The 13,147-nt window shown below is 70.7% G+C and carries 12 protein-coding genes; 3 read left to right on the top strand and 9 right to left on the bottom strand.

Features of this window, described 5'->3' with window-relative positions; genetic code table 11:
• Nucleotides 1-106: 106 nt before the first annotated feature.
• Nucleotides 107-1,069 (top strand): helix-turn-helix domain-containing protein, encoded by a 963-nt coding sequence (locus ACSMXV_RS27580; RefSeq protein WP_473173906.1) that lies wholly within the window; start codon nucleotides 107-109, stop codon nucleotides 1,067-1,069.
• A 65-nt stretch (nucleotides 1,070-1,134) separates the two neighbouring features.
• On the opposite strand, the gene ACSMXV_RS27575 is transcribed toward ACSMXV_RS27580, so the two are convergent.
• From ACSMXV_RS27575 to ACSMXV_RS27535, 9 genes are all read right to left on the bottom strand, one after another.
• On the bottom strand, nucleotides 1,135-2,190 hold the full coding sequence (locus tag ACSMXV_RS27575; protein WP_473173905.1) for a terpene synthase family protein: 1,056 nt from the start codon (nucleotides 2,188-2,190) through the stop codon (nucleotides 1,135-1,137).
• Nucleotides 2,191-2,925: 735 nt separating this feature from the next.
• A complete protein-coding gene (gene def, locus ACSMXV_RS27570) occupies nucleotides 2,926-3,585 on the bottom strand; it encodes a peptide deformylase (RefSeq protein ID WP_181655401.1) in 660 nt (219 codons plus the stop codon).
• A gap of 86 nt (nucleotides 3,586-3,671) precedes the next feature.
• On the bottom strand, nucleotides 3,672-4,652 hold the full coding sequence (locus tag ACSMXV_RS27565) for a tetratricopeptide repeat protein (protein ID WP_473173904.1): 981 nt from the start codon (nucleotides 4,650-4,652) through the stop codon (nucleotides 3,672-3,674).
• 122 nt (nucleotides 4,653-4,774) lie between these two features.
• Nucleotides 4,775-6,016: an HD-GYP domain-containing protein gene (locus tag ACSMXV_RS27560; protein ID WP_473179084.1), complete on the bottom strand. Its 1,242-nt coding sequence runs from the start codon at nucleotides 6,014-6,016 to the stop codon at nucleotides 4,775-4,777.
• Between the two features lie 365 nt (nucleotides 6,017-6,381).
• Entirely contained in the window at nucleotides 6,382-7,752 is a 1,371-nt protein-coding gene (locus ACSMXV_RS27555) for an HD-GYP domain-containing protein (RefSeq protein WP_473173903.1), read from the bottom strand.
• 260 nt (nucleotides 7,753-8,012) lie between these two features.
• A complete protein-coding gene (gene rsrA / locus ACSMXV_RS27550; RefSeq protein WP_181655398.1) occupies nucleotides 8,013-8,330 on the bottom strand; it encodes a mycothiol system anti-sigma-R factor in 318 nt (105 codons plus the stop codon).
• Nucleotides 8,327-8,998, bottom strand: a complete 672-nt coding sequence (locus ACSMXV_RS27545; RefSeq protein ID WP_309484188.1) for a sigma-70 family RNA polymerase sigma factor — start codon at nucleotides 8,996-8,998, stop codon at nucleotides 8,327-8,329. The genes rsrA and ACSMXV_RS27545 overlap by 4 nt, the downstream gene beginning before the upstream one ends.
• Nucleotides 8,999-9,277: 279 nt before the next feature.
• The gene (locus ACSMXV_RS27540; RefSeq protein WP_473173902.1) at nucleotides 9,278-9,913 is read right to left on the bottom strand and encodes an alpha/beta hydrolase family protein; all 636 of its coding nucleotides are present in this window, start codon (nucleotides 9,911-9,913) and stop codon (nucleotides 9,278-9,280) included.
• Nucleotides 9,914-9,999: 86 nt separating this feature from the next.
• Complete coding sequence (locus ACSMXV_RS27535) at nucleotides 10,000-10,815, bottom strand: SOS response-associated peptidase (protein WP_473173901.1); 816 nt, start codon at nucleotides 10,813-10,815, stop codon at nucleotides 10,000-10,002.
• 83 nt (nucleotides 10,816-10,898) lie between these two features.
• On the opposite strand from ACSMXV_RS27535, the gene ACSMXV_RS27530 reads away from it, so the two are divergent.
• Nucleotides 10,899-11,630 (top strand): M50 family metallopeptidase, encoded by a 732-nt coding sequence (locus ACSMXV_RS27530; protein ID WP_473173900.1) that lies wholly within the window; start codon nucleotides 10,899-10,901, stop codon nucleotides 11,628-11,630.
• Between the two features lie 167 nt (nucleotides 11,631-11,797).
• Entirely contained in the window at nucleotides 11,798-13,138 is a 1,341-nt protein-coding gene (gene aroA / locus ACSMXV_RS27525) for a 3-phosphoshikimate 1-carboxyvinyltransferase (RefSeq protein WP_473173899.1), read from the top strand.
• Nucleotides 13,139-13,147: the final 9 nt, after the last annotated feature.

Here is a 13,147-nt window from a genome sequence, read left to right as displayed (position 1 = left end):
CACACTGGTGAACATGCCGGCTGTGCCTGCCCGGGGGACCGCCCCCGGACCCCGGCCGGAAAAGCAGGTGGGACAAGCCGACCTGCGCGTCCAGGCGAGGTGAGTCGTGCTGAACAACGTGGCCGCAGTACTGCTCGACGGCGTGCATCCCTTTGAGCTCGGTGTGGTGTGCGAGGTGTTCGGCCTCGACCGCAGCGACGAAGGGCTGCCGGTGTACGACTTCGCGGTGGCCTCAGCGGAAGGCCTGGTGCTCAGTACGCACGCCGGGTTCTCCGTGCAGACGCAGCACGGCATCGACCGGCTCGAGGAGGCCGACCTCATCGCCGTACCCGCCGGCGAGTCGTATGTGAACCGCACCTACCCCGAGGAGCTGCTCGCCGCCCTGCGCCGCGCCACGGAGCGCGGCGCGCGTGTCCTGTCCGTCTGTTCCGGCGTCTTCGTGCTCGGCGCGGCGGGCCTGCTGGACGGCCGCCGCTGTGCCGTTCACTGGCGGCACGCCGCCGAACTGGCCGTGCGTCACCCACGGACCCGTGTCGAACCCGATGTGCTGTACGTCGACGAGGGCACCGTGATCACCTCGGCGGGCACCGCCGCCGGTATCGACGCGTGCCTGCACATCATCCGCGACGAGCACGGCGTGGAGGTCGCCAACGCCATCGCCCGGCGCATGGTGGTCCCGCCGCACCGCGACGGCGGCCAGGCCCAGTACGTCGTGCGGCCGCTGCCCCACAGTCCGTGCGACACCGTCGGCGGCGTACTGGCGTGGATGGAGGAGCACCTCGACGAGGAGATCACCGTGGAGCGGCTGGCGGCGCGGGCTCATATGTCGCAGCGGACGTTCGCCCGCCGCTTCCAGCAGGAGACCGGCACCACGCCGTACCGGTGGCTGCTGCGGCAACGTGTCCTCCTCGCCCAGGAGTTGCTGGAGCGTTCGGACGAGACGGTGGATGCGATCGCCGGGCGTGCCGGTTTCGGCAATGCGGCGGCGATGCGTCATCAGTTCCTGCGGGCGCTGGGGACGACCCCGAACGCGTACCGGCGCACGTTCAGGGGCCCGAAGGCCGCCTGAACGTGCGGCGCCGCCCACCACCTCCGCGGCTCTCCGGACGGGCTTTGTGCTGGTCCCGGAAGGGCCTACTGGTGGTAGCGCCCGGACGCCTGACAGAAGTCGACGCAGCCACGCATCAGCTGGCGTAGATCGGCGGCGTAGCGGTAGATCGACGTCCGCTCCTCGACGGGCACCATGAGCATGTCGAGGAATTGGGGCATCTCCGCCTCGTATCGGAGGAAGGAGTCGGTGTACCCGCGTATTCGTTCATGAATCTGCCGGAGAGCTTTCTCGCGTGTGAGGTTCTGCTGTCGCTCCAGAACGATCACCATGTTGTGCTGATCGCCTGCGGCCTCTTCCTTTGCGAGGGACTGCACATCCTGGGTGATGTTGATTGACCGCGTGGCGCTATGACGCATCGCCTTGAGGGGAGGGCTCTCCAAGAACTCGGGCTGCACCTCGTAGCCGCCGACCCTCTCAGCGGCATCCATCTCCAGCAGCCCCCCTCCCGTCACATCGCGAAGCGCGAGGTATTCCTCGAGATCCAGGGTGCGGCTTTCGCGACGATGCTCGGAGCGTGTGCGGTAGGAAGCGAACCAGTCCACCCAGTTCTTCCTTGTACGCCTGATGAACTGAGGCGACATCCCCTCGCACCAGCGCCTCCAGATATCGGTGAAAGCGTTGATGTGGGGATCGGTCGACACGGACGTCAGAGGTTGGGGTGAGGGGCTGGCGACCGCAGTCAGCGACGCGAAGAACCGTTCCGCGCGGCCCGGCTCCTGGACGAAAGCCGGGTCGTCGGGAAGGTCGCTCCAAATCGCCCACCAGGAAACCCAGTCGCTGACCAGTTCCAGACCCTCGCGAGGCGCGTCGGGGTAGTTCAGGCAGGCGAACAGAGACATGCCATAACGATCATGGCGCCGTAGTGCCGCTTCGCCGGAAACCAACCCCATCCGCTGGACCCACTCACGATTATGGGCGGCCACGCGGTCGCCTTCGTGACTGATCCTGTACGGGAAAGGCAGATCAAACGGCCAAAGCCGAAGCTCTTCCTGGAACGCCCTCGGCCCCGGCAAGGTCACCGTAGAGAATTCAACGGAGCCATCCAGCCGGGAAACAGGGGTAATTGCCTCGCTTTTCATGGCATGTTCCTTATCTGCCCGCCACAAACGGGCGTAACAGCTGTGCCCGCCCTGCCGGCACCCGGCGCAGCGGCGCCCGGTTCGGTCCCCTGGGCGGTACCGTCCGTCAGCCCGTCGGCGAGGCGGAGTGCGTCCTGTGCCCTGTACGGCTCGCCGCGCAGCCGCTTCCAGGCCGCCCCCCTGCCATGGGCCACGTCGCGGTCGTGCCGGTGGTCCATCCATGCCCGGGTGTTCTCCTGGAGCCCCGGCCAGTACGGATCTATTTGCCGTGGAAACTCCGACTCGATCACCGGGAGAGAAAGTGCCGGTGAAACCGGAGCGTGTGTCCGTAACGTGCCGCGCGAGAAGGCGTGCATGCGCAAACTCCTCTCAGCCACCAGTGACGCGGCACCCTCCCCCTCAGAGCGCACGTCAACGCGTATCCCCGCGTCACATTCCATTGAGCACTACAACTGACCATTCAGGGAACGGATTTGCTTCATTCACCACCCCACGGTGACAAGAACATCACACAGCACATCCGATTCCTGTTCGCTTGAGATAGATATCGACCACTCCAGGCCGGAACGTGACCACATGCGAGAGGCTCGGACGGCGCCCGGGGCGGGGCCATGACGGGGCACGCGCCCGCATACGCGATCGGCGCCTGCCGGGAGATCCCGGACAGGCGCCGAACAGGATCCCGGGCGCCTCAACAGCACCGGGAGTCCTACGAGTTGGGGGGTGGGGAGTGGGTCAGTCGTTCGGGACGACCGGGTAGCGCGGCGTGCCCTCCGCCATCTGCCGCAGAGCATCCTTGCGGTCCCGCTTGGAGAGCCGGTCGATGTACAGGTACCCGTACAGATGATCCGTCTCGTGCTGCAGGCAGCGCGCGAAATAGCCCGTGCCGCGCACCTTGATGGGGTTGCCCTTCTCGTCCTGGCCCGTCACCACCGCGTAGTCGGGGCGGGCCAGCGAGGCGTAGGCCGTCGGGACGGAGAGGCAGCCCTCGTTGGAGTCGTCGAGGCGGCGCTGGTCGGCCGGCAGCTCCTGGAGGACGGGGTTGCAGACGACGCCCACGTGGCGCACACCCTCGTCGTCCCCGCAGTCGTAGACGAAGACCTTCAGATCGACGCCGATCTGGTTGGCGGCGAGGCCCACGCCCTCGGCGGTGCGCTGGCTCGCGAACATGTCGTCGACGAGCTGCGCGAGCTTGTCGTCGAACTCTGTGACGTCCTTGCACTCCTTGTGCAGCACCGGGTTGCCGACGACCGTGATCGGCCGGGACGTCCCGCGCTCGCGGTAGGCCGTCTCACGGGCCTCGCAGTCCTCGGTGTCGATGACGAAACCCTCGTCGTCCACGGGGAGAACCGCCGAGCTCCCTGCCCGCTCCTGCTCAGTGTCCTGCTGCGCCATCTCCGCCGTACGCCTTCCATGGAAACCTTCGAATGTGGTGCTGGTACAGCCTACGGGGAGGAATCAGCGGCGAGGAATCAGAGGAATCAGCAGACCTCTTCGAGATCCCGCCAGTCCCGGGAGTCGGGGCTGTCGGCCACCCAGCCGTCCAGCAGCCCGCGCACCAGGGAGGCGGGCGCGGCTATGCCGCACTCCCGTTCGGGCACCCACAGCTGTCCGTCGGTGCGGTGGCCCAGCGGCCCGGGGTGGCCCGGCTCGCTGTGGTCGTGCGGGTCGAGGTGGTCGCCGTCGCCCTCGTCGCTCGGCATCCGGCTCTCCGAGCACATGCGGCACAGCAGCCGTACTGACGAGGACCAGTCCTCGGCGGCGAAGCCCGCGTCGGCCGCGAGCCGCTCCAGGGCGTCCCGGTCGTCCTCGGTGTCGGCCTCCAGGAGCACGACCCAGGTGGGCACGGGCGAGGGGGCCCACAGCTCGATCTCGTCGAAGACGGGGTACGAGTGGCCGGTGGACGTGGTGCGCTCGCCGTGCGGGACGCCGTCGTGCAGCACGACCTCGCCCCAGCGGCGGCCCGAGGACGGCAGCGGGACGGAGAGCACCTCGATCCGCGCCGGGTCGAGCCGACGGCCCCACACGACCTCCGCCTCGCCCTCGGGCGAGAGCCGCACGGCCGCGCTGCCCAGATCCATGCCGGTGGGCTGACCGCCGGCCGCCGCACCGCCGGGCACCCGCAGCCCGTACGCCTGCCAGGCCCGCCGCGCCAGCGGCCAGTCCTGCAGGGCGGTCGCCGCGATGCCGACGTTCCACCAGTCGGGGGCGCCCGTGTCCCGGTCCAGCAGGGCCACCGCGCGCAGCCCCGCGGCCCGCGCCTGCTCCCAGTCGTGCCGGAACTTGTGGAGAAGGGCGAGGTTGAACCAGGACTCGGACAGCCACGGCTCCAGGTCCGCCGCGCGTGTCAGCAGCGCGCCAGCGTCCTCGTACCGGCCGTCCCCGATGAGCGTGAACGCCCGGTCGGTGGCCTGCCGCCATGAGGCGGAGGGCCGATGCCGTCCCTTGCCGAAGATCCTCACGATTCCCGCCTGCAAGTGTGGTGAAGACAGTGCAGCCTCGGTCCTGCCCCTGTTCTTCGCATCCAACCACGTACGGTCGGACGGCCGCTCATTACCCATCGGTTACCCGGCCTAGGGCATGGTCAGACGGCCCGCTGCCACAGGACCGAGGTCCCCCGCGACAGCACCCGGGTGAGCGATTCCACCACCTCAGGCGCGTAGTCGTGGCCGGTGGCCAGCCGCAGCCGCTCCAGCGCGGTGAGCGGCCCTCCGGGGCCCTCCTCGCGCACCAGTTCGTCGTACGCGTTGGCTGCGCGCACGATGCGGGCCTGCAGGGGCTGGTCGCGGTACGGATCGGCCTGCCGCTCCACGACGACGGCGACCTCGGCGGGCACCCCTGTCTGGCGCACCACGGCGCCGCCGAGCAGGGCGATGCGCCGCTGCTCCTCGGCGGGCAGGGCCGCGGTGGCCCCGGCCGCGACGGGGTCGACGAGGGACAGCTGCCCGATGTCGTGCATCAGGGCCGCGTACTCGAGGACGGTGAGGTCCGGTTCCGACAGGCCCAGCTCGCGGCCGACCGCCCGGCTGAGCGCGGCGACGCGGCGGGCGTGGCCCGCCGGGGTGTATCCGGCGATCTCGGTGGCCCGGGCGAGGGATGCGATGGTCTGCCGATAGGTGGTACGCACTGCGGCGTAGCGGCGGTAGGCGAGTTGGGTGAGCAGCAGCGGCAGCGAGAAGACGGGCAGCGCCCACAGCCCGGCGACCGTGACCGCCAGCGACATCACCGCTCCCGTCGCGCAGACGGCGGAGCCGATGCCGAGCATGGCGCGCAGTTCGTCGCGCAGCAGGGGCCCGAACGGCCAGCCGGTGCGGGCGTGCGCCATGGCAGCGGCGAGCACGGCGTCGCAGAGGGCGCTGAGCGCGAGGACGCCGACGACCCACAGCGCGTGGTACGGCCCGCTGCCCACCCACTCCTGCAGTTTCCCCGCGTTGTACAGCGGCTGGCAGCAGACGGCGGCGAATGCCACCGTCAGCACGCGCCGCGCCATGTGGTCGAGCGAGGGCCCGCGGCCCGCCGCCACATGCGGTACGCAGCCGACGAGCCCGGCCGCGACAGCGACGGTGACCACCTGGTGGACGCCGTGGTGCGTGGGCTGCCCCGCATTGTCACCGAGCAGCGCGTACGCCAGCGCCGCGGCGGTCGCAAGCGGCGCGGGCTCCCGGTCGACGGCCGCCCCACCACCACTCCACCGCGCCAGCTCCCCGACGACGATGAGCACCCCGAACGCCAGAGCGGTCCCGCGCTCCTCGAGCCCGCACCAGAGGGTCCAGGCGAGGGCGCCGAGGGTGAGAAGGGCGGCGGAAGTATGGACGAGGACGGGGATACGGGCCGCGAAACGGCGGCCGTCGCCCGACGGAGAGCGGTGCGAGCCCCGAGCCGAGGGGCGACGCGAGGCCTCCCCCGGCACGAAGCGGCGGGCTGGCTCCGACGCGTCACGGCGCGACACCCCCGGCCCCACGCGAGGCCGCTCGTCCGACGCGTCACGGCGCGACACCCCCGGCCCCACGCGAGGCGGCACGGCCGACGCGTCACGGCGCGACGACTCCGGCGAAGAGCGACGCAAGATCCGTGCCGCCAAGCGGCGCAGAGCCCCCGGCGCGGAGCGGCGCGGAATGCCCGCCGCGGAGCGGCGCGAGGACCGGGTCGCTGAGCGGCGTAGGGCCCCCGGGTCCGGGCCCCCGTGCCCGGTCATGACGCCTTGTCCGCGCGGACGGGTGCCGGTCGAGCGGCGGGGACCGCCCCGTGGGGGCCGGGCTCGTCCGCCGTGACCGCCGGGTGCCAGCCGTGGCGCTCGAGGGCGCGCACCAGGGCCCGTACCATCTGGGGGTCGAACTGGGCCCCGGCGCACCGTTTCAGTTCCTCCACCGCGACCGCCACCGGCCGTGCCCTCCGGTACGACCGTGTCGACGTCATCGCGTCGAAGGCGTCGGCGACGGCCACCACCCGCGCGCACTCGGGGATCTGGTGGCCCACGAGCCCGTACGGGTAACCGCTGCCGTCCAGCCGCTCGTGGTGGTGGAGGATCGCGGTCCGCGCCTCCCCCAGGAACCCGATGCCGCGCACCATCTCGTGCCCGTACTCCGGGTGCAGTTCGATGATGCGCCGCTCCTGCGGGGTCAGCGGACCGTCCTTCCTCAACAGCCGTGTCGGTACGCCGAGTTTGCCCACGTCGTGCAGGATGCCGGCGAACCGCAGCACCTCCACCCGCTCGTCGTCCATGCCCAGTTCCCGCGCGATCATCATCGACGCCTGTCCGACGCGCTCGCTGTGCCCGCGCGTGTACTCGTCCTTGATGTCGACCGCCTGCACGAGTGCACGGATGGTGGCCCGATGGGCGTTGCGCTCGTGGTGGTACTGCGCGAAGACCCAGCAGGAGACGTACATCGGCAGCAGCACGAGCAGCGCCGCGAGCGGACCGTACGGGCTGCGCCACAGCACGGCCATCATCAGCCCGGCGAGCCCGTGCACCCCGACGGGTGCGAGCGAGCGTAGGAGCAGCCCCCGCCCCGCGGCGGACACCGCCGCCCCTCCCCTCCGCCGGAAGGGCACGGGAGGCACTCCCCTCGCCGCCGCGAGGATGCCGCTGTCCAGGTACGACAGGACGCAGCAGAAGGCCAGCACGGCGGCCCCGACGGGGACGAGGACGTACGGGAAGTCGGCGGCGGTCACGGCGCCGAGCCCGCCCAGCGGCGCCTGCACCGTGGCGGCCGCCCAGGCGCTCAGGGCGAGTTGGGCGGCGCGCCAGACCCGGCGTACCCACTGGGGCCGCTGTTCGACGGGGGCGAGCAGCCCGCCGGGCACGGCGACCAGCGCGGCGGCCGCGGGCGGCAGCAGGAACGCTCCGGCAAGCAGCACAGGGAAGAAGGTGCCCATGCCCTCGGGAGCCCGGCGCCCGGCGATCCGGAACCGCGGCGCCTGCTCGCACCCGGCGTAGAGCAGGGCGAGCAGCGCCACCGCGAGCCAGGGGGTACGCGGCGTCAGAGCGGGAACCGCACAGGCGACGGCGGCCACGGTGACGCAGGCGATGAAGACGCGGGCGCACGGTGGAACCGACCGCATGGCGCTCCCCTCGCGTAGCCCGGGCCGTACGGCCGGGCAAAGCCCGTCAAGGCTCCGGAGAATAGAGCGGGGCGAGGGGCACGGGGGCGGCAATGGGTGATTCCCGTGGCGCCGCGGCCACGGATTAGCACATTCGGGTGACGATATTGCATACAGGGCGCCGCCAAGCCTGCGTACAGAACGCCCGCCAAGCCTGCATACAGAACGCCACCAGGCCGCGGCGCAATGCCGCGGCCTGGTAGGTATGCGTGCGGGGACTCTCAGCCCTCCTGGGCGCCCGCCGGCAGGTCCGAGATCGTCACGTCGTGATCGGGAACGGCCTGGCCGGACCGGATCAGCTCGATGCGTCCCATGACCTTCGCCCGCAGCCCGGCGGGCACGTCGTCATGGCCGCAGCAGCGCTTGACCAGCTTCTTCACGGCCTGCTCGAGCCCGTACTTCTCCAGGCAGGGCGAGCACTCCTCGAAGTGGTGCTCGAACTTGCTGCAGTCGGTGTCCGGCATCTCATGGTCCAGGTACTCATAGAGATGGTCGAGTACCTCACTGCAGTCAGTCTCGTGCGGCTTTCCGCAGCTCATGAGCCCGACCCTTTCGCTTCGTCCGACTCTCCGGCGCCGGCCGGGACGAGCCCGCGGTCGCGGGCGTAGTCCTCCAGCATGCCCCGCAGCTGGCGGCGGCCGCGGTGAAGCCGCGACATCACAGTACCGATGGGTGTACCCATGATGTCCGCGATCTCCTTGTACGCAAAGCCCTCAACGTCCGCCAGATACACGGCGATACGGAACTCTTCGGGGATCGCCTGCAGCGCCGCCTTCACGTCCGAGTCGGGCAGGTGATCGAGCGCCTGCGACTCGGCGGAGCGCAGCCCCGTCGACATGTGCGACTCGGCGCGCGCCAGCTGCCAGTCCTCGATCTCCTCGGCGGCACTGCGCTGCGGCTCGCGCTGCTTCTTGCGGTAGCTGTTGATGAACGTGTTCGTGAGGATGCGGTACAGCCACGCCTTGAGGTTCGTGCCCTCGCGGAACTGGTGGAACGAGCCGTACGCCTTGGCATACGTCTCCTGCACCAGGTCCTCGGCATCGGCGGGGTTGCGCGTCATGCGCAGCGCGGCCGAGTACATCTGGTCGAGGAACTCCAGGGCATCCCGCTCGAAGCGCGCGTTGCGCTCGGCAGCCGTCTCCGCGCCCTCGGGCTGATCCGCCTGGCCGTTGTCGGTCCCTGCGTCGGTCCCAGCGACCGGACCCACCTCCTCCAGCGATGTGGCGGAGCCGCGTCCGACCCCACTCGAATCGGAGGATAGACGACTATCCGGTCCGCCCGCCGCCCGATTGGGGGCGCTCTTGGCCGCGTACAGCACCGTCCAGTCCAGGTCAGCGGCGCTGCGGCGGGTCGGGCAGATGGTCGAACCCATGCGGCGGACTTCCTCTCCTACGAACTACGAACGGTCCGGTACCGGCTGTCGGTACCGTCTGTCCGCCACAACAGTGGTTCGGGGCTCGAACATTCCCGGCAGGCAACAATGGCGTCATTCGAGTGACACAAGCCACTCGGCGACACCGCCGGTGATGATCTCCAGGGCCTCGTCCTGGCCGAGCGCGGCCCTCTTCGGGACGGCGAACCCGTGATCGCCGTGCGGCACGTCGACGAGCTCGTAGTCCCCCTTCGGGAACTCCTCCGGCCTCCCGAAGGGATCGTTGCCGCCCTGGACGACGAGTGTGGGCACGCCGGAGCCGAGCAGCTCCTCGGCGCGGGACTTCTCCGGCTTGCCGGGCGGGTGCAGCGGAAAGCTGAGGGCGAGCACGGCGTGGGCGCCCAGCTCGACGGCCGTACGGCAGGCGACGCGGGCCCCGGCGCTGCGGCCGCCCGAGACGACGGGCAGCCCGGGCTTCGCGAGCGCCGGCCACACCCCCCGCCATCCCACGTCCAACGTCTTCGGCGCGGGCGCCACCTTCTTCCCGGCCACCCGCCAGGGCTGCTCGACAAGCGCAACGGTCACCCCGCGCGCAGGCAGCACCCCGGCGAGCGCCTGCAGATCCCGCGCCTCGATCCCCCCACCGGCCCCATGCCCGAGAGCAAGCACGATCCGCGCCTTCGCCTCGGCGGCACACCAGGTGATCCGAGCAGGACCGGCATCGGTCTCCACGTTCTCAGTACGCGTCACAGCCCCATACTGCCGCGCTACCACTGCGGGCACTGCTGTGGGCCGTGCCCACGACGAAAGGCGCCCTGGCCCATGAGGGTGAGCCCTCAGAACAGCGTGCCCACCTCGGGGGCGTCCAGCTCCTTCAAAAGCTCGGGCCCGTTGTTCCGCACATCACTGACCGCCGTGGAAACGGGATAGGCCCGCATCAGCCCCTCGGGAGGCGGGGCAAGCAGGCCCCGCAGATCCTCAGGATCCGTCCGAGACGGATCCAGCCACGCATCCCACCGATCAGGCGTAAGCATCAACGGCATCCGAGGATGAATCCGGGCCAACGACCCCGGCCCCTCCGCCGGGGCGACCCCGAGCGGCCCGCTCTCCGCCTCCGTCGTGATCACGGCACACGTCACCCACCACGCCCGCGGATGATCGTCCGGCAGCGTCCGGTCGCGCCAGAACTCGTACAGCCCGGCCATCGCGAAGACGGACCCGTCCGCGGGCGTCACGAAGTACGGCTGCTTCCGCGGCCGCTTCTTCTTGCCCTGGACCTCGAGATCGCGCTCGGCGGACCCGGTCACCCACTCGTAATAGCCGTCGGCGGGGATGATGCAGCGCCGGGAGGAGAAGGCGCGCCGGTACGACGGCTTCTCGTGCACCGTCTCCGCACGCGCGTTGATCATCCGCGCCCCGCCCTCGGGTGATTTGGCCCACGACGGTACGAGTCCCCAGGTGAGCGTCCGCAGCTGGCGAACCGGTCGTGGGCTGTCGGCGTCCTTCAGAGGACGGTCGAGTACCGCGTAGACGTCCTTGGTGGGAGCCACGTTGTAGTCGGGCTCCAGCGTCTCCTTGGCGTCCCACTTCTCGATCTCAAAGATTCCTGCGAGATCCTCTGGCCTACGACTCGATGCATACCGTCCGCACATACGTGCCACACTGCCAGCCCCACCCGTCTCCCACCACCACCCTTCCAGGGAGCTTCACCGCCCGAGAGGAGCCCGCCCCAGACATGGAGAGCGCAACGACCACCGCGAGTGCATCACTCGCCTCTCTCTGGGACCGCGTCTTCGGCACCCAGCCGGACCCCGACCAGTGGGTGGTGCTCGCCACCGCGGCCGTCGCGCTCGCCGTGGTCGTGCCGTACCGCCCGTGGCGGCTCGCCCGCAACGCGATCACCATCGCCCACGAGGGCGGTCACGGCCTGGTCGCCCTCCTCACCGGCCGCCGCCTGGACGGCATACGCCTGCACTCCGACACCAGTGGCCTCACGGTCAGCCGCGGCAGACCCACCGGCCTTGGCATGATCCTCACCGCGGCCTCCGGGTACACCGCTCCCCCGCTGCTCGGCCTCGGTGGCGCTGCGCTGCTTGCCGCGGACCACATCACGGCCCTGCTGTGGTTCGCCACCGCCCTGCTCGTCGCGATGCTGGTGATGATCCGCAACGCGTACGGCGCCCTGACGGTGATCGTCACCGGCGGTGCGTTCCTGCTCGTCTCCTGGCTCACGGGTCCGCAGGTGCAGGCGGCCTTCGCGTACGTCGTGGTGTGGTTCCTGCTCCTCGGCGGCGTACGGCCCGCCTTCGAACTGCAGGCCAAGCGGCGGAGGGGCAGTGCCGGCGACTCGGACGCGGACCAGTTGTCGCGGCTCACGCACGTTCCGGCGGGGATGTGGCTCTTCCTCTTCCATGCCGTGTCGCTCTGCTCGCTCATCGGCGGCGGCCGGTGGCTGCTCGACGTATGAGCCGGTCAGGGGACCCCGTATGAGCCGGTCAGAGCAACCGGTTGGGCCGAGCGGACCGATGTTCGACGAGAATGCGCACCCAGCCGCATATCAGCGCACTGTTTCGCATGGGTTTCGCCACATTTGATCAAGATCTCCGGACATGGCCAACCACTAAAGTGAGGGGCATGACCGAGAACCCAGCGCACATCGACCTCTGGCCCGCCCCGCACGCGAGCGCGGCCGTCGACGCGACGGTCCACGTGCCCGGATCCAAGTCGGTCACGAACCGGGCCCTCGTCCTGGCCTCACTGGCCGCCGAGCCCGGCTGGCTGCGGCGTCCGCTGCGCTCCCGCGACACGCTGCTGATGGCGGGCGGTCTGCGCGCCATGGGTGTCGGCATCGAGGAGACGGTGTCCTCCAGCTCCACCGTCGCCGGCGGCCCCGCCGCGTCGGGCGAGGCCTGGCGCGTGATCCCCTCGGGGCTGCAGGGGCCGGCCACGGTCGACGTCGGCAACGCCGGCACCGTGATGCGCTTCCTGCCGCCGGTCGCGGCGCTCGCGGACGGTCCCGTGCGGTTCGACGGCGACCCCCGCTCGTACGAGCGTCCGCTGAACGGCGTGATCGACGCCCTCCGCGTCCTCGGTGCGCGGATCGACGACGACGGCCGCGGGGCCCTCCCGATGACCGTCTTCGGCGGCGGAGCGCTGGACGGCGGTCCGGTCGAGGTCGACGCCTCCTCGTCGTCGCAGTTCGTGAGCGCTCTGCTGCTCTCGGCCCCGCGCTTCAACCAGGGCGTCGAGGTCCGCCACACCGGCTCGGCCCTGCCCTCGATGCCGCACATCCGGATGACCGTCGACATGCTCCGCAACGCCGGAGCCCAGGTGGACACGCCGGAGGCGGGCGGCGAACCGAACGTCTGGCGAGTCACTCCGGGCGCCGTGCTCGGTGTGGATCTCACGATCGAGCCGGACCTGTCGAACGCCCAGCCGTTCCTGGCCGCGGCCCTGGTCACCGGCGGCCGTGTCGTCATCCCGGACTGGCCCGAGCGCACCACCCAGCCCGGCGACCGGCTGCGCGAGCTCTTCACCGAGATGGGCGGCTCCTGCGAGCTGACCGACCAGGGCCTGGTGTTCACCGGCTCCGGCTCGGTCCACGGCATCGACGCCGACCTGAGCGAGGTCGGCGAGCTCACGCCGGGCATCGCGGCCGTGGCGGCCCTCGCCGACTCCCCGTCGACCCTGCGCGGCGTCGCCCATCTGCGTCTGCACGAGACGGACCGGCTCGCGGCCCTCACCAAGGAGATCAACGAGCTGGGCGGCGACGTCACCGAGACCGCGGACGGGCTCCACATCCGCCCGCGCCCGCTGCACGGCGGCGTCTTCCACACCTACGACGACCACCGCATGGCGACCGCCGGTGCCGTCATCGGCCTCGCCGTGGAAGGCGTGCAGATCGAGAACGTCGCGACGACGGCGAAGACCCTGCCGGACTTTCCCGACATGTGGGCCGGAATGCTCGGGAACTGACGGGCGGGA

It is taken from the genome of Streptomyces sp. DSM 42067 (genome assembly GCF_055792885.1).
This window is presented reverse-complemented; position numbering and strand designations above follow the sequence as displayed.

Bases quoted from the DNA above. Each gene is read 5' to 3' on its own strand.
- def (WP_181655401.1), bottom strand. From the start codon at position 3,585: ATGGCGCAGCAGGACACTGAGCAGGAGCGGGCAGGGAGCTCGGCGGTT.
- ACSMXV_RS27555 (WP_473173903.1), bottom strand. From the start codon at position 7,752: ATGCGGTCGGTTCCACCGTGCGCCCGCGTCTTCATCGCCTGCGTCACC.
- rsrA (WP_181655398.1), bottom strand. From the start codon at position 8,330: ATGAGCTGCGGAAAGCCGCACGAGACTGACTGCAGTGAGGTACTCGAC.
- ACSMXV_RS27530 (WP_473173900.1), top strand. From the start codon at position 10,899: ATGGAGAGCGCAACGACCACCGCGAGTGCATCACTCGCCTCTCTCTGG.
- aroA (WP_473173899.1), top strand. From the start codon at position 11,798: ATGACCGAGAACCCAGCGCACATCGACCTCTGGCCCGCCCCGCACGCG.
- ACSMXV_RS27535 (WP_473173901.1), bottom strand. From the start codon at position 10,815: ATGTGCGGACGGTATGCATCGAGTCGTAGGCCAGAGGATCTCGCAGGA.
- ACSMXV_RS27575 (WP_473173905.1), bottom strand. From the start codon at position 2,190: ATGAAAAGCGAGGCAATTACCCCTGTTTCCCGGCTGGATGGCTCCGTT.